Here is a 22,700-nt window from a genome sequence, read left to right as displayed (position 1 = left end):
TAAAACTAGCGATTTAGATTAGACGGACACGGCACGATCGGTAAAAAGATTATATGAGACATTCCCCCCCAAATGATTTACCACTTTCTCCTCACATTCACGATGAAGAATCTTTAAAAAGAATAGTCAATCGTCTATCTCGTATTGAAGGACACGTTCGCGGTATTAAAATGATGGTGAAAGAACACCGTCCCTGTCCTGAAGTTCTCAATCAGGTAGCAGCCGTTAAAGGAGCAGTAACTAGCGTAGCTAAGATTATCTTGGAAGAGCATTTAGAAGATTGTTTGATGCGTGCTGCCGAGCGAGGTAATTTGGAAGCTGAAATAAAAGAATTGAAAGATACTTTGAAATTATTTACCTAGCTTACAGCCGTTTTCAGTTGAATAGCTCTCTGGGAAAATTTACTAGTTCGTAGTTTTTAGTTTTTAGTTTTTAGTTCTTAGTTCTTAGTTTTTAAAGTTTAATTATGTGGTCTACCCATGTTAAAAGCGCAGTAAGTCTAAGAACGATAATAATTTATGGAGCGAGCAATAATTTGGATTTAGCCGAAGCAGTAGTCTTAATTACAGGAGCATCTAGCGGAATTGGCGCAGCTTTAGCCGAAGTGTTAGCCCAAAAACATTCGGGCATTCGTTTAATTTTGACATCTCGCGATCGCTCTAAATTAGAAGCAGTAGCAGCTAAATGCCGTCAAGATCGAGCAAAAGTAACAATTATTCCTGGAGACTTGGAAAAGCTGGAATCAGTGGAATTTTTAGCCAAAGATGCGATCGCTTTATACAAGCGAATTGATATTGTAGTTAATAATGCTGGTTACGGACAAATGGGACCCATAGAATTGATTCCTCCCCAAGCAGCCCAAGCACAAATGGCAGTTAACTTTCACGCACCGCTAGTTTTGACTCAAAAGCTAATTCCCCTAATGCGATCGCAAGGAGGCGGTAAGATTATCAATATTAGCTCTTTGGGGGGGATAATTCCCTTTCCCACTGGAGGTATGTATAGTTGTTCTAAATTTGCTTTAGAAGCCTTGAGTGATGTTTTACGCATGGAACTCAAAGCATTTAACATTAAGGTCAGCGTTATCGAACCAGGACCAGTAGTTACGGACTTTTTTAAGGTAGCTTGGCAAAAAGTAATTGAAACTATTCCCGATCGCGATCGTACTCCCTACGCACCTATTTTCCAAAATATTGCAGCGATCGACAAACAATTAGATTTACTCGGTTGGAGTGCGGAGAAAACCGCTCAAAAAATTGCCCGAGTAATGGCAAAAGCTAATCCCAAACCTCGTTATATCTTAGCTACTGGGGGCAATACTCTAGTTTTCTTCATGAATAAAGTTTTTCCTACTTGGATTCGAGATGAATTTTGGCAACGCTTTTATGGGGTACATAAAATACATTTTGAAGAAACTAAGATTGATGTTTGAGTTTGCGTTTAAGCTGATGCAATCCCATTAAAGTTTCAGCTAGTTTATTTATTTAATGTTTTGTGGGTATTGCGATCGCTTTTATTTTTGAGAGTTTGGTTTCAGGTTGTGATTGCCTGGCTTCAGAGAAATAGTTTATGTTTAAAATATCTAACACTCTATTGAGCGATCGATGCCAAAGAAAATTAGAGAACTAAAGACAATGTTGTCGAAAGCAGGTTTTGTTTGTCTTTCCAAGCGGGGTAAAGGTAGTCACAGTATTTGGAGACATCCGCAATTAAAAGATGATGTTAGACTATCTGGAAATGATGGTAAAGATGCCAAGCCATACCAGGAGAAAGCTGTAAAAGAAGCGATTAAGGAAATTAAAACGAAGGAAAATGAATAACCTAAAATATAGAATCCATATTGAGTGGAGTAATGAAGATAATTGTTTCTTAGTGGCGTTACCCGATTTTCCTGGTCAAAAATGGTCAACTCATGGAGAAACTTACGAAGAAGCTTTAGCAAATGGTAAAGAAGTTATCGAACTTTTAATTGATACTTATCAACAAGAAGGTAAACCTTTGCCACAGCCACAGATGGCAATTAGTTAATGGTTTATGTAGTTTGATTAATGCGATCGCTTTTATTGTTAATAGCTTAGTTTCAAGTTGAGATCGCATTAAATTTTTTCTTGTATATTTTTTAACTGATACTTCCACCGATCGCATTCTTCATTAGACAAATTTAAAGTAGCTATTTTATTAGCTTCGCGATCGCAAAATACTAATTTTATTCCCTGCAATAGTCTTTTATAGTCGTTCTAATTAATTTCCGTACTATCTCAGTAATTTGTTCGGGGGATTAGGGATTAGGGGTTAGGGATTAGGGAGCAATAATTAGTACATATTTTCGTATGGTTCTTATTAGGAATGACTATACTATATATTGAAGTATGTTTTTCCGAAAGTGACATAACCCATATGTATTTATCCTCTTCATGCTTAATATTCTGTTGCTGAAGATCTGCGCGATCGAGAATAGATAAAAGTTTCTTAATTATAATTTCAATATTCTCTGCACCTAGTTCAATTATTTTGGGGTTTGATTGCTTAAAATATTTGGTCTATTGTTGGGATGAGTTTTACTGTTCTTTTGCCTAGAGTGACAGAAGAGAGTTAATAGCTGAAAGCTGATAGCTAATAGCTTTACAACAGATATCCTCTCAAATCTTAGTTTTTCAGCAAGCCCTACCTAGGTACTTACTTTACTGGCTCAAATAAGAAAAAGCCCCAAAAATCAAGGCGATCGCTAACTCCTTGGGAAAACATTGAGGAAAATCTAGCTATTGTCGTCTTTTGACAATAGCTAGATCGGAAAAGTTAATTTGTTAATATTTCTGTGGATAAACGCTTAAAAGCCAATCGTTCCCCTTCCACATCGACATAAATGGTGTCGCCTCCTTGATATTCTCCCCGTAAAATTGATTTTGCGATCGCAGTTTCTAAATATCTAGAGATAGCTCGTTTTAGTGGTCTTGCACCATAGACGGGATCGAATCCCAGATCTGCTAGATAATCTAAACCAGAATCAGAGATTTTCAAGGATAGTTTTTGATCGTTCAAACGTCTTTCTAGTCCTTTGACTTGTAGCTGAACGATATTGCGTAACTGAGATTTACTGAGGGCGTGGAAAATAATAATGTCGTCTATACGGTTGAGAAATTCAGGACGGAAACTATCCCGCATGGAGATCATTACTCGCGATCGCATTTCTTCGTATTGAGTGTCGTCTCCCGCCACGTCGAGGATATACTGCGAACCAATATTACTAGTCATGATCACGATCGTGTTGGTAAAATCTACAGTACGTCCTTGAGAATCTGTGAGTCTGCCATCATCGAGGATTTGCAGCATTAGGTTAAAGACATCGGGATGGGCTTTTTCAATCTCGTCAAAGAGAATTACTGAATAAGGACGACGGCGAATTGCTTCGGTCAATTGTCCTCCTTCGTCATAGCCTACATACCCTGGAGGCGCACCTACCAAGCGGGAGATGGAATGTTTTTCCATATATTCCGACATATCGATTCTGACAATGGCTTCTTCCGTATCAAAGAGACTTTGGGCTAAAGCTTTGGCTAATTCGGTTTTACCTACCCCTGTAGGACCAAGGAAAATAAAACTAGCGGTAGGACGTTGGGGATCTGCTAATCCTGCACGAGAACGTTGGACGGCATCGGCTACGGCAGTTACTGCTTCTGACTGTCCGATGACTCGTTCGTGTAGTTCAGATTCTAAGTTGAGTAGTTTGGATTTTTCCGACTCGATTAGTTTTCTGAGAGGAATTCCAGTCCATTTGGCAATGATTTCGGCAATATCCGACTCTAAAACTTCTTCTCGGAGGAGAGAATTACCTCTAGTTTGACGTTCTGCTAGTTTTTGCTCGATTTCTGTTACTTGCTCTTGTAGTTGGGTTAATTTACCATAACGCAATTCCGCAGCGCGATTGAGATTATAATCTCGTTCTGCTTGCTCGATTTCAATGGTTACGGCATTAATATCGTCTTTAAGGGCGCGAATCTTGTCGATCACTTCTTTTTCCGACTGCCATTGAGCGTTAATTTCTGATTGCTCTTCTTTGAGGTTAGCTAGTTCTTTTTCTAGCTTCTCTAATCTTTCTCTAGAAATGGGATTATCTTCTTTTTCTAAAGACAGTCTCTCCATCTCCAATTGCAAAATCTTGCGATCGATCTCGTCTAACTCTTCGGGTTTGGAAGTAATTTCCATTTTCAATTTAGCCGCCGCTTCATCTACCAAATCGATCGCCTTATCGGGTAAAAAGCGATCGCTGATATAGCGATTGGAAAGAGTCGCCGCAGCTACTAAAGCTGTATCGGTAATACTCACCCCGTGATGTCCTTCGTAACGTTCTTTCAGCCCGCGCAAAATAGAAATGGTATCCACCACATTGGGTTCGTCTACTAATACCGATTGGAAACGACGTTCTAAAGCAGCATCCTTCTCGATATACTTGCGATATTCATCGAGGGTTGTGGCACCAATACAGCGCAATTCTCCTCTTGCCAACATCGGTTTGAGTAAGTTACCCGCATCCATCGAACCCTGGGCTGCACCCGCACCGACTACGGTATGGATTTCGTCGATAAAGAGAATAATATTACCGTCAGATTCGGTAACTTCTTTCAATACGGCTTTCAATCTTTCTTCAAATTCACCCCGCAATTTTGCCCCTGCAATCAACGCACCCATATCTAAAGCGACAACAGTGCGATCGCGCAAAGATTCGGGAACATCTCGATTGATAATCCGTTGCGCTAGCCCTTCGACAATGGCAGTTTTACCCACCCCTGGTTCGCCAATTAAAACGGGATTATTTTTAGTCCGACGGGAAAGAATCTGGATAGTACGGCGAATTTCTTCATCTCGACCGATTACGGGGTCTAGTTTGCCTTCTCGTGCCAGTTTAGTTAATTCTCGTCCGTATTTATCTAAAGCGTCGTATTTTCCTTCGGGGTTTTGGTCGGTTACTTTTTGCTTGCCGCGCACTTGAGTAATAATTTCTTTAAGTTGTTTTTCGGTTAAGCTAACATCTTGTAATAGCTTACGTCCAAAGCGATCATCTTTAACGAAGCCCAAAACTAGATGTTCGATTGAAATATAATCATCGTCGAATTGAGTACGATATTTTTCCGCACGGTCTAATAAAGAATCAAGACTGCGCCCTAGATAAACACTACCGCTAGGGTTACTCACTTTAGGTTGACTGGCAATAAAACTGTCTGTTTTATCTTGCAATCTTTGGATGCTGACATCGGCTTTGTTAAAAATACTATTAGCCAGTCCTTCTTGTTCGATTAAAGCTTTAAATAAATGCTCTGTTTCTACTTGTTGCTGTTGATTTTGTTTGGCGATATCTTGCACTGAAGCGATCGCTTGCCATGCTTTTTCAGTAAATTTTTGGGGGTTATTCGGTTGCATCTGTTTGTTCTCCCTGCACTAGAAAATAAAATCTGCCATCTAATAATTTAATTTATGAAGTCAATAAAATAATAGGAATACTGAATAGTTATTCAACTTGATGTTATTGTAGCGAGAAGGATTTAGATAGCTTGGTAGGATACCCCGACTCTCCGAGTCTGGTTTTCCCAAATGCGATCGCCCAATAACTGACAACTAACAACTAACGACTGACAAAAAATGAATCGTTTAGTAGTTGCGCCACAACAAATAACAGAAAATGCCATCGCTTTAGACGAGCATCAATTACACTATCTCTTGCGAGTATTGCGCTTGGTAAATGGCGATCGCTTTATTGCTTTAGATGGTTCGGGCAGTTCTTGGATAGCTGAAATTGAAGATAAACAAGCAACAATTATCGAATCTATTGATATTCAGACAGAATTATCGAAAGAATTTAGTTTGATTACTGCTTTACCCAAAGGAAGCGGTTACGAGCAAGTAATTCGTTGTTGTACGGAATTGGGCGTTAGTAATTTTATACCAGTCATTAGCAGTCGGACAATTCTCAAACCAAGTGCTAATAAAGTGCAACGCTGGCGTAAAATCGCCACAGAAGCAGCAGAACAATCGGAAAGACAAATAGTACCGAATATTATTACACCAGATAAATTTATTACTGCTATGCAAAATTTGCCGAGCGCTCGCGATAAATACATTTGTGTCGCCAGAGGAGATATCCCTTCCCTTTGGAGTTGCCTACAAAATAGTCAAGCCAAATCTCTCGTTATCGCTACGGGTTGCGAAGGTGGTTGGACGAAAGAAGAAATAGATAGTGCGATCGCTTTGGGTTTTCAACCCGTATCTTTAGGCGATCGTATTCTCAGAGCAATTACCGCCCCCATTGTAGTTAGTTCTTTAGTTAATGCTATTTGTAATAGTTAAAAGACTATCTCTCTTCTGTCACTTTCCGAAATTAAGAAGTAAAAGAAACAGAATTTAGCCGAACGCTTATATTTAATTGATTTTGACTTATTCAGCAAGCCCTAATTATGAAAGATAACCATAACAAATATAAAAAAAGACACCAAATCAACGATTCGATGTCTGATGAACTATTTGATTACTAACTTAACTATTAGTAAATTAAGGTGCTAAAGCATTTCCTCTAAGCAAACTACCAAGAGTTTTTGCTGTTACCTTCATTTGTACTAAAGGATTAGCGGGAACTACAGTTTTATAAAGGTAGCTATCAAAAGTCATTTTTTGAACGTCGATATCATCGCACATTTCCACAAATGCTTCGCGAGTCGCATCGCTACGGTAGAAGACTCTTTGTAAAATATCTAGAACCAAATAAGTAGAACCGTAGGTTTTATTCCAACGTTTCATGAAGTCTTTAAGATCTCTCTCGGTAGGGATTTTTTGTCCGTTTTGAGAGCGTTCGACGATCAATTCCGCACACATACGACCAGATTTAGCTGCGAAGTAAATACCTTCACCAGAAGACTTGGTTACAGTACCTAAAGCATCTCCCACTAATACTACTCTGCCACGAATGGGACGGGGACGAGGGTGTTCGGGAATGGGGTGCGCTTCAACTTTGATGATTTCTCCACCTTCAAGTCTTTTAGCAGCACGCTTGCGAATACCAGCTTGCAAGTTCTTGATGTCTGCTTGGTTTACTTTCATCGTACCCGTACCGACTGCTACGTGGTCGAATTTAGGAAATACCCAAGCATAGAAGTCTGTTGAAACATCGTCACCGACATACATTTCTGCTAGATCTTCATAGTATGCCATTTTATCTTCAGGCAAACGAATACGCTCTTGGAAAGCGATCGCATAGTTGTAATCCCCAGCGTCGATAGCCTTGGCAATTCTGGAGTTAGCACCATCAGCACCAATCACTAGATCCACTTTAAGGGTTTTCATTTCCCCTTTCACCGCACCACTAGAATGGTCTGCATAGTGAAGAGTGTAAAGCCCGTTATCGTTTTCGGGAAGATCTAGTTGATATACAGTACCGTTAATCAGGTTTGCACCCAATTCAGCAGCACGATTGCGCATGAAGCCGTCTAAAACTTCACGGCGACACATACCAATGTACTCACCATTTTTGAGAGTAGAACCAATGTTCACTTCTCGATTGGAGGGAGAAATCATTTTCATTTTTTTGACTTGCCTGTCAATAATTTTTTGAGGCAAATCAAATTCGTCAACCATGCACAAGGGAATCGCACCACCACAAGGCTTGGCGTTATCTAGCTTACGTTCAAATAAATAAGTTTCAATACCTGCTTTGGCTAAAACTTCTGCTGCTGATGACCCTGCTGGTCCAGAACCGACAACGGCTACCTTTAATCCCAAAGTTTTTCTCCTATATCTTTAATAAATCTTTTTTGAATTTTGAGGACAAAAGTGACTCATACATCTAGGAGCTTCACTTACTTTTTTGTCCGCCTAGAAATGGATAGTATCATGTAGCCTCTGCTTATTTAAAAGGGATCGCCGTATTTAGCCAAAGTTGAAATACTGCTTAACAACTTTGTTTACACAAGTTAATAAAAGTAGAAATATTTACTTATATATTGATTAATCTCTAGGTAAATGATTTATAACTATCCTCTTAAGCAGATTTTAGGTGGATGGGATTAGAGGTAGAGTAATGTGGATACTAGTACCTAAATTTTTACCCTGGGAATTCGCCCAAATTTTTCCTCCCAAAAGACTTATCAAATGACGACAAATAGTTAAGCCAATTCCCGTACCATTTGCCGTACGTCTAAGGGAGTTTTCTTCTTGATAGAAACAGTTAAAAATAGCTTCCAAATTATGAGGCACTATTCCCCTGCCATTATCAGAAATTGCTACTTCGAGCATTTTGTTAGTTAAAGTTTGAGGAAAGTTAGTATTTGTATTTCCTTTAACTATTTGAGCTTTGATTTTAATTTCTCCTTCAGCATGGGTAAACTTGCAAGCATTATCTAGCAATTTACTTAAAGCTTCTAGCAAAATATCTTCGTCTATTCTCACTAATGGCAACTGAGGTGGAATTTCTACCACAATACGAGGAATAGAGGTACTATCTTGACGAAATTTTAAACTTTCCAGGGCTAAATCTATCACTTCTCTGACCAGAACGTATTGAGAACGATGATAAATTTGTTTTTTTTCTAAACGTTCTAAGAGGAAAAAATCGTCCATGATTTTACGTAACCTGCTAATATCCCCTAAAGCAATATCTAGCATAGTTTGACGATATTCCATCGAACTAGATGCTTCGTCACTCAAACTTTCCAAACAAGCTTCGATCGCACAAAGGGGAGTGCGTATTTCATGTCCGACTATGGCAATCAGATTTTTACGAATGTGTTGGATGACTTTTTCAGAAGTGTCGGAGAGAATTATATTTTGTTTGACAAAGCGATCGCCAATTTCAACTACAAAACCAGAACGAACTTCTACAGAGTGTAAAGATAAGATTCTGGTTAATATATTCTGCAAAATTTCTGGGGAAGATTCCGCAGCTTGAAGAGAAGTATATTCGATCGCTCGTTCTGCAAAATCAGCTGGTGAAAAAGTCAAACAATCTTCAATAAGTCGATGTAAATATTGAATGTCCTGAACTGCCGTATCTAAAATTATTTGCCTAGAATCGGGCGCAATTTTAGGCTCGTTTGCCAAACTTTCCAAACATACTTGAATGGTAGATAGGGGAGTCCATATTTCATAGCCAATTAGAGTAATTAATTTACTACGAATCCATTCTAATTCTGACACTGTCTGAGATTGAGGCTGTTGGAGATCTACTTCCCTCCCCGTTGGCTGCCAGTTTGTCAAGTTATTTTCCCACATTCAGCAACAACATTAAGTTTTGTAAAATATTAGCATACTTTTGTTACAAAACTTAATGTTGTAGTTATTAGTTTTTGACTAAGTACCTAAGCAAAATCAATGTTATTGACTGCTTGAACTGCCCTCATTGCTCTTGTCGATCGCTTTCATTTTTTGCCGAATTGTAGGATTGTAAAGGCGGAGATAGTTCCAATAGTTACCAAATACTCCTTCTACATAGTCTTTGGTTTCGGGAAAGGGAATTTGTTCGACGAAGGAATCTGGATCGCTGGTATCGTATCTATTCAACCAAGAACTAACATTACCCGTACCTGCGTTATAACTAGCGACGGCATATAAAGAATTATCTTGATAGCGATGGTGATTGTGACTGAGATACCAAGTACCGATTTTGATATTATCTTCAGGATCGGTTAGAGAATAGGATTCTACATCAATTTGTTTGGCTACCCAATCGGCTGTAGGAGGAACTATCTGCATCAAACCCACCGCACCGACTATAGAATCAATTTCGGGATTAAAAGTAGATTCCTTGCGCATGACGGAAATAACTAACAAGGGGTTAATCTCTTCTTGGCGGGCATATTGGAGAATTTCGGCTTCATAGGGGAAAGGAAATAGATTGTGCCAATAAACAGTAGTTTGACGTAAAGCTTTCCAATCTTGGAGCTCTTGGGGGGTTTCTCGTTTGGAGAGATTCCATATTTCCTCCATACCCTCACTATATTCTCCTAGAGCAATTTTCAGTACTCCTTCGCTAAATTGTTCGTTAACCGAAAGCTGCTGGTGTTGTTCGATCTGGGAGCGCAAGACTAACTTGGCATCTTCATATTGTCCGAGTAAATATAATTCTTGGAAGACTGGAGATTCAATCGGCAAAGGACTATAAACATTTTTTAAATCCAGATCGGGAGAAATAGCTCTCAAGCGATCGAAATCCCCCACATCCCAACCCAACATTACGGCAGAACGCCAAGCCCAATAGGATTGGGGATATTGTTGAATAATTTTACTAAAAGTAGTTTCCGCAGCAGCCAATTTACCAATGTCTTGCGCCCATTTCCCAGCCCAATATAAAGCTTTGGGGGCAAAAGCGGACTCGATAGTTTGATTCGATTCGACTAAAGGCTGCATCCATGACCAAGCATCTTCCTTATTGCCATTAGCTGCTAATTTCCGAGCTATTTTCCAACGATATTCTCCCGCAGCATCGGAATTTGTATATTTACTTAAAAGATTTTGACGAGATCGATCGGCTTGTTGGTGTTTGGCAAAACGTTCGTGAACGATCGCTTTAGCACGATAGGCTTCGGGAGCATTTGCGGGAAATTTGGCGATCGCCTTTTCTAAATAGACGACTGCTTCATCACCACTAGAAATACTGGCTAAATAAACCAATGCTTGACCTGCTTCTCTGGCATCGTGATATTCTTTTAACAATCTTTGATAAGCTCGTTTGGCTGTAGCCAAGTTACCATTACGATGAAATCCTCTAGCAGCCCGATACAAATTGCGAGGGGTAGAAGGGGCATACAAATAAGCATCCGCAGCTTTGCGATGTTCTTCTTCTCGCCAGTAGCCATCGGCGATCGCTTGCCAATCTTCTGGGGTGAGTTGGGCGGGATGATTTAATACCAGGCGATCGCGTATCCAATTGAGATCGGAGTCGCGACTGTATTTTGCCAGGAGTAAGAGTAACGAGAATTGTTGGGGATTCTGGTTTAAACCCTGGCGGGCGATATTTTGGACGAGGGGGTGATAGGGAAAGTCTCTAATCAACCGCGTTTTATTTTGAGCAGAATTGTCTTGTAGCAACAATAGAGCATTGGGTGTTACGGGAGAAGTAGGATAGCTTTTGATTAAATATTGGAGAGTTCTTTGAGCCTCTGCTAATTGTTGGTTTTGTTGTTGTGCGCGAGCGATATTTAATAAAATTTGCGGGCGTAGTAGAGGATAATCCCGCCCCAAGTCTTGCAGGTAGGTTAAAGCTAATTTGCCTTTATTTTGTCGCACCAGATCTATTCCCAACAAATAACGGGCGCGCAGGCGATCTCTAGTAGTCTGTTGGCTGTCTTGTTTCGAGTCAACTTCAGCAATTACTTTTAATTGAGAGACTCTAGCTGAGGGAGTTAAGTCTCGCAACTTGACCATGGAGGAAGATTGAAGAGTTGCTGGAGATTGTTTTTGAGCAGAAGAAAGATAGTAACTGCGTAAGATTAGAGAACCGAAACTGCCACAAAAAATTAATAAAATTAATCTTTTATGTTTGCCAAACCAATATAAAGTTCGATTTTGCCAGGATTTGTGTTTGGTTTGTCTGGGACGCACGTGGGATTCTAACATGGATTGTTTTGCTCTGTCTTTGCACGTATTAGTTTTTAGTTTTTAGTAAATACAGTCATTTTTAGAAACCTGATTCGATGGTGTAGACATATAGTCGTTCTAATTAATTTTTTGTAACTTCTAGGTTATTGGTTCGAGGGGATAGGGATTAGGGGATGGGGATTAGGGAAGACTTATCCAATATTCAATTCAGACAATTCTTATTTAAAACAACTATAAGTGTTATTAAGTACCTAAGCAGAATTATTTGTATATTCCATATTTTCCTAACCCCTAACCCCTAACCCCTAAACCCAATCTCAACTATCCAATTAATTTTGCACAACTACTTACCTTTGTACTAACGACTAATAACTAGTGACTAATAACTAATAACTGTTTAAAAAATGGAACTACAACAAAATTCTTTGCGTCAATGGCTCATAACTAATATCTGTAGAAAAAAAGTTTTTGTCTAGTTATGTTTAACGCAAAATCATCCAAAGTAACCACCTCTATTTTGTTAACTTCGATCGCTGCTTGGGGAACGATCGCTACCTTAGCTAATATAACCCCCGCTCAAGCACAACTTTTTCCCAGTCCAACCCAACGACAAAGAACTTATGAGCCTCCCCGTCGTAATAATAATCTCCCTAGCAACACCGTTCCTAGAGGTTTTGTAATTCCCGTAGAATATGACGAATCAAAAATTCTCGTTACTCCCGATGAAACCGTTCCCATTACCCTTTATGTGGCAGCAAATGTCAAAGATAACCGACGCAATATCTTAATCCCCTACGGTAGTGAAATAATTGGCGAAATCACTCCCAGCCAAGACGAACCAGGTTCTATTTTTGTCGCCCAAGAACTAATATTCCCCGATGGTACGAGTCAATCTATCGATGCTGTATCCGATCCAGTAACTAGAACCGAAATCATTAAAAAAGGAGCAAATGCGGGGGACATTCTAGAGGGGGCGGCGATCGGTGCTGCTGCTGCTACAGTTTTAGCGGAAGTCTTTGGCGATATAGAATTTTTAGAAGTTTTAGGCGGGGCTGGTGCTGGCGCGATCGCTGGATTGCTGTTGGGAGGAAACGAAGTGGAATTGGTTTCCATCGATCCCAACAATGACCTACACCTAACCCTACAAACCAATCTAGCTTTACGTTAAAACTTCAACAAGTTTTAAGTTTACCGTAACATTTTGTTGTTTAATCCAATTGGAAAATAAACGTTACTAAATCGCCTTTGCCTAAAGCAATGCGATCGCCTACCCGCAGTCGATGGCGATTTCCTTTGACTAGAGGAGTGTGGTTGATATAAGTCCCATTAGAACTACCAACATCTTCTATGTAATAAATATCTCCTTCAATCCGAATATCGGCATGAATTCGCGATACTACCTCAGAATCGGGAAAGCCTGCCACATCAATATCTGGGGGAATTTGATTGTTGGGTTTGCCTATATGAACCACGTCTAAGTTGGCGGGAATTTCGATAGCAGTGTCACTTTGCAGGTGAAGCAAGCTAGCAGTGGTTACCTGTAATTGAGTCATGCCACTAATGTTGCCAGCCACGGGGGGTTTTTGCTCTGTTGTTTCCACAGGAGGGTTATTAACTGCTGGGGATTCTACAAATTCATTAGTTGCTTCTAAATCATCGGGTTGAACTTCCACTTCATTGTCAACTCCTACAGTATCTAGATCGAGATCGGGTTCGGTAGATTCAGACGACCAAGGATCGTTATTGGTCTCATCTAAATTAGGCAATTCCAACTCTTGAGGTAATTCTAGATCGGGAGATCCAGTGGGAGCGATGTCTGTACTCTCCAAATTAGTCGAAGCTCTGGGTTGTCCGATAGTTTTGTCTTCTTCTTCCTCTTGTTCCCAAGGATTGGCGATGGGAGAAGACATGGTAGTTTCAGGCAAAATGTCTGATTCTGCTTCAGCTACAGAGATTTCTGGTAAAACTCCTGGAGGAGTAAAATCATCTAAAGGAATATCGGGCAAAGAACCAATTGCTGTTTCATCGACTTTTTCTTCAATAGCAGCTTCGGTCAGCGGATTTTCTGCCTGTAAATTGAAACCACACTGACCGCAGAAAGTCGCATCAGTTTGTACGGAAGTTCCGCAATTAGGACAACTAGTACTGGCTGGCAGAGGAGTATAACAATTTTCGCATTGCAAAGAGCCTTCTGGATTTTGATGGTTGCAACTAGGGCAAGTAATCATAGGTGTTTTTAAATTGAACTAGTAACTTAGACTATTACACTACTACCGACACAGGTATTTTTTTCCCCACTATACTATTTCTTATCCATTATCGCTCGACTAGGGTTAATCCCGAACCCGCACTACTATCTAAAAGCCAGATCGATTCTCCTTGGGGTTGAATTAAACGAGAAGGATATTGACGCTCATCAGACTGTTGGGCAAATACTTCTTTCAAGGCAGGGCGTTTGTTTTCTCCTGCTACCACAAACATCACGCAGCGGGCTTGATTGATTAGGGGTACGGTAAAAGTGATGCGAGGCTGACCGTCTTTATTACCTACCGCGACCAAGCGATCGCGTACTGTGAGAGCTTCTGTATGGGGAAATAGTGAGGCTGTATGTCCGTCATCTCCCATGCCTAACAAAATCAGATCGAAGGTGGGGAATTCTCCTGGTTTGGTTTGAAAAAAGCCGTGTAATTCTGATTCGTGGCGTTCGGCATCTGTTTGAGGATTGCCAGCAGTAGTATTAATGGGGTGAATGTTACTGGGAGGAATATCTATTCGATCTAGCCAAGCCTGACGCGCCATCAATTGATTGCTATCTTTGTCTGTAGCAGGAACATAACGCTCATCGCCCCAGAATATATGAATTTTTGACCAGGGTAAAGATTCTTGGCTCAAAGCTTCGTAGAGGGGCTTGGGGGTACTGCCTCCAGCCAGAGCGATGGTAAATCTATCTCTAGATTCTAGGGCTTGGTGCAGTCGTTCCAGAATCAAAATACGCGATCGCTCGATCGCGGCGGATTTATTTTCTAAGATTTCGACGGTTCTATTGGCAGTTATTTTCATAAAGATCCTATTGGCAAGTAAAAGCTGGTTCGACTAAATTTTAGAACCGACCACTCCCAGGCTGATAAAACTTAAATATATTTATAATTTTTGGCGGGGAAGGTAAAATATCCTATTAACGCTATTTGTTACTGGTAATGTTGCAATAAAATATGACAGTAGCTGAAAGTCAATACTTGCAACAATTCTTTATAAGCTTTACAACTTATAAAAGAGTCCAGCTTAAAAAATTTTAGTTGCAAGGGGAGTAATAGCTCTGTGCTACAACGTTTAAAACAAGATTTAAAAAACGATTTGATTGCTGGATTGCTGGTGGTAATTCCTCTGGCGACAACTATCTGGCTTTCTATTTCGATCGCCAAATGGGCGATCGATTTGTTTACTCGCATACCCAAACAAATCAATCCTTTTGATGGTTTAAATCCCTTTTTAATTAATATTCTCAATTTTACTGTCGGGTTAGCAGTGCCTTTATTGAGCATCTTGATTATCGGCATGATGGCACGAAATATTGTTGGGCGTTGGCTGCTAGATTTTGGCGAAAGATTTTTACAAGCTATTCCCCTAGCAGGTTCGGTCTACAAAACTTTAAAGCAAATTTTAGAAACCCTCTTAGGAGATTCCAAAACAAAATTTAGAAGAGTGGTTTTGGTAGAATATCCCCGTAAAGGCATTTGGACGATGGGTTTTGTCACGGGCAAAGCCAGCCCCGCTTTACAGAGTCACCTTCCAGTAGATGTGATTAATGTCTTTATTCCTACCACTCCCAATCCTACTTCGGGATGGTATGCTATTGTTCCTCAAGCGGAAACGATTGACATCGATATATCCATTGAAGATGCTTTTAAAGTCTTGATCTCTGGAGGCATTGTTAGTCCAGACTCTATCCCCAAACCACCCATACCAGCACCTAAGCCCACTCCTGAAGTTGTTTTAGACACCAATTAAGGATAAACAGTTGGAGCGTTTTATTCTTGGTTAGATGGTATATCTGACGTTATATAATTGTTGGGCTTGAAAATTATTTTAATGATTTTTGAGTTTAGATTTTTTATTTAAACAGACAATGGCTCGACCAAACCAACCCCGCAGTATTGCTCGCGAACTTGCACTGTTAAGCATCAGTCAACTTCAGAACAAAAAAAACAAGCTCGATCCAGAAGATTTGGACAATCTAATTTTGGCTGCCATTCGCACTTTAATTATTGAAGTTCAAGACAATCTGGAAACTGCTTCTGGGGAAATCAAACGAGGGGAAGAACGTCTGCTCAACAGCGAAACTAGAGCCAGCGATCTCAATAGTGCCAAGGCAATGCTGGAAGAAGCTTTACAAGTGTCCCAAGCTGCGGTGAATCGTTTGGGAATGGCAATAGAGTTTCCTGAATTTCTCCAGCTTACTAATAAAGAGCAAGTCAGAAAGTATGCTAAAGAAATAATCCTAACAGTTACCAGTCGCGATCGCGAAATTGAAAATTCGATTGAAAAAGTTTTAGTGGCTTGGCAATTAAGTCGTTTGCCCCAAATAGATCGCGATATTTTAAGAATTGCAGTGGCTGAAATATTGTACCTCGAAGTTCCAGAAAGAGTAGCAATTAACGAGTCGGTCGAGTTAGCCAAAAGATATTCCGATGAAGATGGATTTAGGTTTATTAATGGAGTTTTGCGACGCTTGAGCGATCGCATTAAAGAAGTAGGTATCGAAGGTATTACCGCCCTTGACAAGCCAGAAGAAGTTACAGTCGAACCCGAAACCGAATCCGAAATTGAACCCGAAAATCTCGAAACTAGCAAACCCACGCCCATCATCAAACAGCCTTTTAAAGAATAAAGTCTTGCTACTGTTTTTTTGTACGATCGCTTAGTACATAATACCTACTACCTACTAACCACTAACTAAGTAAACTACATTACCAAGTAAAAATCTAATATAATAGCTTAAATTAATATAAAGTTTTTTGGCTTGCTGTAGTTTTCATGCTTGTCAAACATAAGGGCTTTATCGGTTGTAAAGTTGAGACAAATTTAGGTTAATTTGCTTCTTCCCATTCAACAACCACTTATTTAACTAAAATTAGCATGGTAAATACTAAAGCTTTAAAGCTATTGTTGGTTGAAGATAATTTAACCGATGCTCTCTGGATCGATGAATTATTAAGAGAACAAAACGATCTCAATTCTAATGTACTGCACGTTAAAAAAGTCACCGAAGCGATTGAAAGTTTAGAACGAGATGATTTTGACGCTATTTTATTAGATTTATTTCTTCCCGACAGTCAGGGAATAGAAAGTTTAGGTATCGTCCAGCAAAAAGCTCCCCAATTACCCATTGTTATTTTAACGGGAACTAAAGACCCCAATATGGCATTAAAATCTTTACGTCAAGGAGCGCAAGATTACCTAGTCAAAGGGGAATTTGAAGCTAAAACATTAACTCGCTCGATTGAATATGCGATCGAACGTCAGCGTATCGAATTTAATATCCGACAACAAGCATTAATGAAAAAAATGCTGGATAAAATTCGTAATTCCATCGATCTAGAAACAATTTTAAAAACAACCGTCGGGGAAATCCAGAAATTCCTGAATATAGAAGAAGTATTAATTTACCGTCGCGAGTCGGAGTTATCCGAAGAAGTATCCATCATTTCTGCTTCGTTTGATGCCAAATCGGCACTGACAATACTCAAGAGTTTGATTGCTAATATCGACAAATCTTCTTTAGATTCTATTGCTTCTGTAGAAGCCGTAGAAGACACCAGTACAAATGTTTTGTTCGCTCGCTCTGTTCCAGAAATTCGTTCTATTAGTTCTTATTTAGTCTTACCTATTTGGCTGCAAGAATCTGTCGATCGCATCTATGAAGATTTAACTCATCCAATAGTAGTACAAGAGGATGCTAGAGAAACAAAAACAGGATTGTGGGGTATGCTAATTGCTTACGATACCAATCAGACTAGAAAATGGCAAGAATGGGAAATTAACTTTTTACAAAAACTAACTACTCAAGTCACAATTGCGATCGAACAGTCTCAACTTTGCTGTCGCTTGCAAACAGCCAACCAAAAATTACAACAACTAGCAATTTTAGACGGCTTAACCAATATTGCCAACCGACGCTACTTTGATTTAGTCTTAAACAAAGAATGGCAGAGATTGAGTCGAGAAAAACAGCCTTTATCCCTGATTCTCTGCGATGTGGATTTCTTCAAAGCTTATAACGATTGTTACGGTCATCAACAAGGCGATCTTTGCTTGCAGGAAATAGCTAAAATACTAAATAAATCAACCAGAAGACCAGCAGATCTAGTGGCTCGTTATGGTGGAGAAGAATTCGCCGTTATTTTACCCAATACAGACAATAATGGTGCATTATTTATCGCTCGCAAAATTCAAGCAGCACTAGCAGAACAAAAAATTCCTCACAGTAAATCTAGCGTTAGCAAATATGTTACTTGCAGCATGGGAATTTCCACAATAATTCCCCACCCCCAAGATTCTGTAGCAAATCTAATCGAGATCGCCGACAAGCAACTGTATCAAGCCAAAAAAACGGGCAGAAACAGAATTGTAGTGGAAAAATAGAAGAGGGATTAATTGCTGCTTGTAATACAAGGAAGCTTTAACTAATAACTAGTACGGACGTTTCATGAAACGTCCCTAACTAATAACTAATAACTAATAACTAGATTGATAGTCAGTAGCTTAACCCGAACTGAGGTTTTGTTAGCAATCTATTGTGTAAACCCAATCTTGATATTTAGGCTCTCTATTCTCGGTAATTGCGGTTAATGTTTCCTTGATTTTTTCGGTGATAGGTCTATTGGTAGATAGGTGATAACTTTCTACTTGTTTGACGGGAGTTACTTTAGCAACAGTACCGCTTAAAAAGACTTCATCGGCAATGAATAATTCTGTTTTATCAATCGCCCTTTCTTCGGTTGGGATACCCAGATCCTTTGCTATAGTCAAGATACTATCTCTAGTAATTCCTTCTAAGATATCTTGATTGAAACCAGGAGTAATTAATTTATTATTTCGTACCATAAAAATATTCATTCCTGAAGCTTCGCACACTTTACCCTGAGAGTTCATCAAAATTGCTTCGTCGAAACCAGATTCCACTGCTTCAGTTTTGGCTAAGGAAGAAGTAATATAAGCACCACTAATTTTTCCTCTGAGGGGCAAACTGCGATCTTCTTGACGATACCAAGAACTAATACGACAACTAATTCCTTCGGGGGGTAGATAGTCTCCCAATTCTAAACCATAGATAAAAAAGTCTTTCTCAATTTTATGGAGTCTAGGAGCAATACCCAAATCGGAAGTATAGACAAAAGGACGAATATAAAAAGATTTATCGGGGTGGTTCTTTTGAACAAAATCAATAATTAATTGCTGGATTTTGTCGGCGGGCAAATCATAATTCAACAGTTTTGCACTATCACTCAGTCGCTGACAATGACGATCTAGCCTAAACAATAAAATGCGATCGCTATTTTCTGGATCGGGAATACCGCGCATTCCACCAAAAGCCCCAGTACCATAATGTAGAGCGTGAGTGGCGATGGAAATATTTGCTTCTGAGAAAGGAACGAATTTATTTTGCAAGTAGGCGATATCTAAAAAGTTATGCATTACTAAATTGTCGATAGTTAATTTTTAGTTGTTAGTTGTTAGTTGTTAGTTGTTAGTTGTTAGTTGTTAGTTGTTACTCATTACTCATTACTTATTACTTATTACTTAACTTCTCCTAGTTACCCCATCAACTACTCTCCCAGCCAGCCAATTAAGTTTTGCTTTTGTATATCTGATAAATTATCTTGAATCGCTATTTCATAACTACTGGGTTGAGATTCGGCTAAAGTAACGGGAAGAGTTTTTAATTCATCTTGATGAAAGATAGCTACTTCAATAGTGTCTTGGGCTTGATAGTTTTTTAACCTTTCGTTTAAAGATGTAGCATCTACTTTGACCCCATCAATAGCTAATAATTCGTCTTTGGCATCTATACCAGCTAAGGCTGCGGGAGAATCGGTAGCAACGAATTGAATCGTTTCTCGATTGTTTTCTGACTGTACCTTAATGCCCATATAAGGTGTGTCTGACTCGCTGACGGTTTTTAAGTATAAGCCAAAGGAGTCTAAATAGTCATCGAAGGGCAATTCTTCTGTAGTTTCAATATAGCGATGGAAGAAATCATCGAGATTAGTTTGGGCTACTTCAGCGATAGTTTCTCTTAATTGAGTTTCGCTAAAACCAATTTCATCTTTGCCAAAACGCTGCCACATCAAGCCCATTACATCATCCAAGGATTTTTGATTATTAGACTTATTGCGAATTAAAAGATCTAGCAACAAAGAAACAAATTGTCCTTTGAGATAGTAAGAAATCTGATTGTTATCGCTGTAGGCATCGCGACGGTAGAGTTTAATCCAAGCATCGTAACTCGACTCCCCTAGAGGCTGTACTTTACGCCCTGGAGTGGTTAAATATCTAGTAATATCTTTGCTGAGATTTTTCAAACAAGTTTGGCGATCATAAATGCCAGCCCGTAAGGGAATTAAAATATCGTAGTAACTAGTAGTACCCTCGCAAAACCAGAGGGAAGTAGTATAATTTTCCGCTTCGTAATCAAATTTCTCTAAAGGCTTGGGGCGAATGCGCTTGACATTCCAAAGATGAAAAAACTCGTGGGCGACTAACTGCATAAAGCGATCGTATTTCTCGCGATCGCGAAACCCAAATCGAGGATAATTTAAAGTACAGCTATCTTTATGTTCTAAACCACCATAGCCACTACCCGATAGATGTAATAGAAATAAATATCGCTCGTAGGGCAAACCGCCAAACATTTCTGCTTCGGTTTCAATAATCTTGGTAGTATCGGCAATTAATTTTTCTGGTTGAGCATTGCCCTGACTCCAAATCGCCCAAGTATGAGGCTTGCCTAAGACTTCAAAGTCATAGGTTTGTTGCGTGCCAATTTCTATGGGAGTATCCACTAAAGTATCAAAATCTTTAGCTATAAAGACATTTTCTTCTCCTGAAACAGTTGGTAGAGTAGTAGAGACTTGCCAATCTGCATGAGGAGGAATAACTTTGACTTTTATTTCCCGTTCTGTCAAACCTGGAACAAAAAAGAATAATGCCGCACCGTTAAAGTAGCCGTGAGTCGCGTCCAAATGATTGGTTCTGACGGTGAGATCGTTGGCATATACACGATAGCTAATTTCTATTTGACTGTTGCCTTCAGTGCTAACTTGCCAGTGATTTTTACTAAGTTTTTGACTGGCTAGTACCTCTTTCTGACTATTGCACGCCCTAAAATCTTGGAGGTGTCTGGCATATTCTCTAACTAAATAAGAACCAGGAGTCCAAACAGGCATTTTTAAATCTAATACCTGCGATCGCCAATTATCAATTTGTAAAGTTACTTCAAACAAATGGGAGGCTGGCTGAGACATAGCAACTTGATAGTAAATAGTTGCCGATTTGCTGCTGGGTTGTGGCTGACGAATAGCTGTAGCTTCAGTCATTCTTAAATGGAAAATAAAGAGCGAATCATAAACTATCATTTTATCTACTTGTCGCCTATTCCCCAAACATTCCTCAATTATTAAAAATAACTCTGGGTTGATTCTGAGAATTAAACTTGAAAAGTCTCATAACTATGCTATAAAGATTAAGGATTGTAAAAAGAAGCCAGATCTTGCAGTATTTTATTGGCAGTTGTAGATTATCTTGCCCTTACTGCTAAAAATAAAATATTTTTTCTGCATACTTGCTTTGTTGCGAGTCTTGCTATTTCCGTATGCCAATATATGACTTTGGAACAACCAACAGCCATACTAACTGTTTGATAAATTATCCGCAAGATACCTACCAATACCAAATATCTAACTCATCAGAAAAATTTTATGACAGCAATATTACCACCTAATTTTAATTCTTCTCAATCGAAGCAACTAGACGAGGGTGTAAAACTCAGAGATATCATCAATACTTTACCCAAAGAAGTTTTTGTTAAAAACCCTCGCAAAGCATGGTCGAAATTAGCAATTAATGTATTATGTGTTGCCTTGGGTTATTGGGTGGTTGCCGTTGCTCCTTGGTATCTATTACCTTTTGCTTGGATATTCCTAGGAACTAGCTTACAAGGTTTATTCGTCATTGCTCATGATTGTGGTCATCGTTCCTTTTCTAATCGAATTTGGGTTAACGATCTTGTAGGGCATATTGTAACTTTACCAATTGCTTATCCTTATCATGCTTGGCGAATTCTCCACAACTTTCATCACAAACATACTAATAAACTGGAAGTAGACAATACCTGGAATCCTTTTACTACGGAAACATTCGATAATTCTTCTCCCACTCTACAATGGCTCTACCGTAGAATGCGCGGTTGGTTTTGGTGGCTGGGTTCGATCGCTCACTGGGCAAAGTTACACTTTACTTGGAATCAGTTTGAAGGCAAACAAAGAGAACAAGTTCGTTTTTCCGTATTGTTAGTTTTAGCTGCTGTTGCGATTGGTTTCCCTGCTTTGATTATTACCACTGGAGTTATCGGCTTGATTAAATTCTGGTTGATACCCTTTTTGGTATATCACTTCTGGATGAGTACTTTTACCATGTTCCACCATACAATGCCTGAAATTCCTTTCACACCCGAAGGAGAATGGAATGAAGCTCGCGCTCAATTGTCTGGTACTGTTAACTGTAAGTATCCTTGGTGGGTTGAATTCCTTTGCCACGATATTAACGTTCACATTCCCCATCACTTAACCACAGCTATTCCCTGGTATAACTTGCGTCAAGCTCACAATAGTCTAGTGGAGAATTGGGGCGAATATTTATATCCCGACTGTACTTTTAATTGGGAATTGATTCAGAAGGTAACTAAAGTCTGTCATCTTTATGAAGAGAAAAATAATTACCAGAGCATCGAAGAATATCGCGCTTACAGCAATGCTGCTAGTAAATAGTAAAAGCTAGAAAATCTTAAATATATTGGCAATTGGGGATGGGTTGAAAAAAATCTATCCCTATTTTTGCGAGTTATA

17 protein-coding genes and 1 pseudogene are annotated in these 22,700 nt (G+C 39.3%); 10 read left to right on the top strand and 8 right to left on the bottom strand.

Going from position 1 to position 22,700, the window contains the following annotated elements:
* The first annotated feature begins 53 nt into the window (after positions 1-53).
* The 4 genes from AC33VI_RS09315 to AC33VI_RS09300 all read left to right on the top strand — a co-directional run bounded on the left by AC33VI_RS09315 (position 54) and on the right by AC33VI_RS09300 (position 2,028).
* Positions 54-362, top strand: coding sequence for a metal-sensitive transcriptional regulator (locus AC33VI_RS09315; protein WP_491781990.1), 309 nt, complete (start codon positions 54-56; stop codon positions 360-362).
* Between the two features lie 104 nt (positions 363-466).
* A complete protein-coding gene (locus AC33VI_RS09310; protein WP_491781989.1) occupies positions 467-1,432 on the top strand; it encodes an SDR family oxidoreductase in 966 nt (321 codons plus the stop codon).
* 172 nt (positions 1,433-1,604) lie between these two features.
* Positions 1,605-1,820, top strand: a complete 216-nt coding sequence (locus AC33VI_RS09305; protein ID WP_491781988.1) for a type II toxin-antitoxin system HicA family toxin — start codon at positions 1,605-1,607, stop codon at positions 1,818-1,820.
* Positions 1,813-2,028, top strand: a complete 216-nt coding sequence (locus tag AC33VI_RS09300) for a type II toxin-antitoxin system HicB family antitoxin (RefSeq protein WP_491781987.1) — start codon at positions 1,813-1,815, stop codon at positions 2,026-2,028. The genes AC33VI_RS09305 and AC33VI_RS09300 overlap by 8 nt, the downstream gene beginning before the upstream one ends.
* 768 nt (positions 2,029-2,796) lie before the next feature.
* Here the strand turns inward: AC33VI_RS09300 and clpB are convergent.
* The gene (gene clpB / locus AC33VI_RS09295; protein ID WP_491781986.1) at positions 2,797-5,415 is read right to left on the bottom strand and encodes an ATP-dependent chaperone ClpB; all 2,619 of its coding nucleotides are present in this window, start codon (positions 5,413-5,415) and stop codon (positions 2,797-2,799) included.
* A gap of 219 nt (positions 5,416-5,634) precedes the next feature.
* On the opposite strand from clpB, the gene AC33VI_RS09290 reads away from it, so the two are divergent.
* Positions 5,635-6,339 (top strand): 16S rRNA (uracil(1498)-N(3))-methyltransferase, encoded by a 705-nt coding sequence (locus AC33VI_RS09290; protein ID WP_491781985.1) that lies wholly within the window; start codon positions 5,635-5,637, stop codon positions 6,337-6,339.
* 201 nt (positions 6,340-6,540) lie between these two features.
* Here the strand turns inward: AC33VI_RS09290 and chlP are convergent, their stop codons facing one another.
* The 3 genes from chlP to AC33VI_RS09275 form a co-directional block, all read right to left on the bottom strand.
* Positions 6,541-7,764: a geranylgeranyl reductase gene (gene chlP / locus AC33VI_RS09285; RefSeq protein ID WP_491781984.1), complete on the bottom strand. Its 1,224-nt coding sequence runs from the start codon at positions 7,762-7,764 to the stop codon at positions 6,541-6,543.
* Positions 7,765-8,034: 270 nt separating this feature from the next.
* Positions 8,035-9,237 carry a sensor histidine kinase gene (locus AC33VI_RS09280; protein WP_491781983.1) on the bottom strand — a complete coding sequence of 401 codons (1,203 nt, stop codon included), beginning with the start codon at positions 9,235-9,237 and terminating at the stop codon, positions 8,035-8,037.
* A 117-nt stretch (positions 9,238-9,354) separates the two neighbouring features.
* On the bottom strand, positions 9,355-11,595 hold the full coding sequence (locus AC33VI_RS09275; RefSeq protein WP_491781982.1) for a lytic transglycosylase domain-containing protein: 2,241 nt from the start codon (positions 11,593-11,595) through the stop codon (positions 9,355-9,357).
* A gap of 460 nt (positions 11,596-12,055) precedes the next feature.
* Here AC33VI_RS09275 and AC33VI_RS09270 point away from each other — a divergent pair, with 460 nt between their 5' ends.
* Positions 12,056-12,745 carry a hypothetical protein gene (locus AC33VI_RS09270; protein ID WP_491781981.1) on the top strand — a complete coding sequence of 230 codons (690 nt, stop codon included), beginning with the start codon at positions 12,056-12,058 and terminating at the stop codon, positions 12,743-12,745.
* A 40-nt stretch (positions 12,746-12,785) separates the two neighbouring features.
* Here AC33VI_RS09270 and AC33VI_RS09265 read toward each other — a convergent pair whose 3' ends face one another.
* Positions 12,786-13,805: a double zinc ribbon and FHA domain-containing protein gene (locus tag AC33VI_RS09265; protein ID WP_491781980.1), complete on the bottom strand. Its 1,020-nt coding sequence runs from the start codon at positions 13,803-13,805 to the stop codon at positions 12,786-12,788.
* Positions 13,806-13,893: 88 nt separating this feature from the next.
* A complete protein-coding gene (pgl, locus tag AC33VI_RS09260; protein ID WP_491781979.1) occupies positions 13,894-14,637 on the bottom strand; it encodes a 6-phosphogluconolactonase in 744 nt (247 codons plus the stop codon).
* A gap of 258 nt (positions 14,638-14,895) precedes the next feature.
* Between pgl and AC33VI_RS09255 the strand changes: the two genes are divergently transcribed.
* From AC33VI_RS09255 to AC33VI_RS09245, 3 genes and pseudogenes are all read left to right on the top strand, one after another.
* Positions 14,896-15,585, top strand: coding sequence for a DUF502 domain-containing protein (locus AC33VI_RS09255; RefSeq protein WP_491781978.1), 690 nt, complete (start codon positions 14,896-14,898; stop codon positions 15,583-15,585).
* Between the two features lie 118 nt (positions 15,586-15,703).
* Positions 15,704-16,324 (top strand): annotated as a pseudogene (gene nusB, locus AC33VI_RS09250) (transcription antitermination factor NusB); the annotation flags it as partial.
* Between the two features lie 389 nt (positions 16,325-16,713).
* A complete protein-coding gene (locus tag AC33VI_RS09245; protein WP_491781977.1) occupies positions 16,714-18,219 on the top strand; it encodes a diguanylate cyclase domain-containing protein in 1,506 nt (501 codons plus the stop codon).
* A 141-nt stretch (positions 18,220-18,360) separates the two neighbouring features.
* Here the strand turns inward: AC33VI_RS09245 and AC33VI_RS09240 are convergent, their stop codons facing one another.
* Entirely contained in the window at positions 18,361-19,272 is a 912-nt protein-coding gene (locus AC33VI_RS09240) for a branched-chain amino acid transaminase (protein ID WP_491781976.1), read from the bottom strand.
* Positions 19,273-19,403: 131 nt separating this feature from the next.
* Complete coding sequence (locus AC33VI_RS09235; protein WP_491781975.1) at positions 19,404-21,173, bottom strand: M61 family metallopeptidase; 1,770 nt, start codon at positions 21,171-21,173, stop codon at positions 19,404-19,406.
* A 381-nt stretch (positions 21,174-21,554) separates the two neighbouring features.
* Between AC33VI_RS09235 and AC33VI_RS09230 the strand changes: the two genes are divergently transcribed.
* Complete coding sequence (locus AC33VI_RS09230) at positions 21,555-22,622, top strand: fatty acid desaturase (RefSeq protein ID WP_491781974.1); 1,068 nt, start codon at positions 21,555-21,557, stop codon at positions 22,620-22,622.
* Positions 22,623-22,700 lie beyond the last annotated feature (78 nt).

It is taken from the genome of Waterburya sp., assembly GCF_058530065.1.
The sequence above is the reverse complement of the archived record's forward strand: the minus strand, read 5'-3'. Positions and strand labels throughout refer to the sequence as shown.

Excerpts from the sequence above, each read along its gene's own strand:
- AC33VI_RS09235 (WP_491781975.1), bottom strand. The coding sequence starts at position 21,173 with ATGACTGAAGCTACAGCTATTCGTCAGCCACAACCCAGCAGCAAATCG.
- AC33VI_RS09230 (WP_491781974.1), top strand. The coding sequence starts at position 21,555 with ATGACAGCAATATTACCACCTAATTTTAATTCTTCTCAATCGAAGCAA.
- clpB (WP_491781986.1), bottom strand. The coding sequence starts at position 5,415 with ATGCAACCGAATAACCCCCAAAAATTTACTGAAAAAGCATGGCAAGCG.
- AC33VI_RS09265 (WP_491781980.1), bottom strand. The coding sequence starts at position 13,805 with ATGATTACTTGCCCTAGTTGCAACCATCAAAATCCAGAAGGCTCTTTG.
- AC33VI_RS09310 (WP_491781989.1), top strand. The coding sequence starts at position 467 with ATGTGGTCTACCCATGTTAAAAGCGCAGTAAGTCTAAGAACGATAATA.
- AC33VI_RS09275 (WP_491781982.1), bottom strand. The coding sequence starts at position 11,595 with ATGTTAGAATCCCACGTGCGTCCCAGACAAACCAAACACAAATCCTGG.
- AC33VI_RS09290 (WP_491781985.1), top strand. The coding sequence starts at position 5,635 with ATGAATCGTTTAGTAGTTGCGCCACAACAAATAACAGAAAATGCCATC.
- AC33VI_RS09240 (WP_491781976.1), bottom strand. The coding sequence starts at position 19,272 with ATGCATAACTTTTTAGATATCGCCTACTTGCAAAATAAATTCGTTCCT.
- AC33VI_RS09305 (WP_491781988.1), top strand. The coding sequence starts at position 1,605 with ATGCCAAAGAAAATTAGAGAACTAAAGACAATGTTGTCGAAAGCAGGT.
- pgl (WP_491781979.1), bottom strand. The coding sequence starts at position 14,637 with ATGAAAATAACTGCCAATAGAACCGTCGAAATCTTAGAAAATAAATCC.
- AC33VI_RS09300 (WP_491781987.1), top strand. The coding sequence starts at position 1,813 with ATGAATAACCTAAAATATAGAATCCATATTGAGTGGAGTAATGAAGAT.
- AC33VI_RS09315 (WP_491781990.1), top strand. The coding sequence starts at position 54 with ATGAGACATTCCCCCCCAAATGATTTACCACTTTCTCCTCACATTCAC.
- AC33VI_RS09270 (WP_491781981.1), top strand. The coding sequence starts at position 12,056 with ATGTTTAACGCAAAATCATCCAAAGTAACCACCTCTATTTTGTTAACT.
- AC33VI_RS09245 (WP_491781977.1), top strand. The coding sequence starts at position 16,714 with ATGGTAAATACTAAAGCTTTAAAGCTATTGTTGGTTGAAGATAATTTA.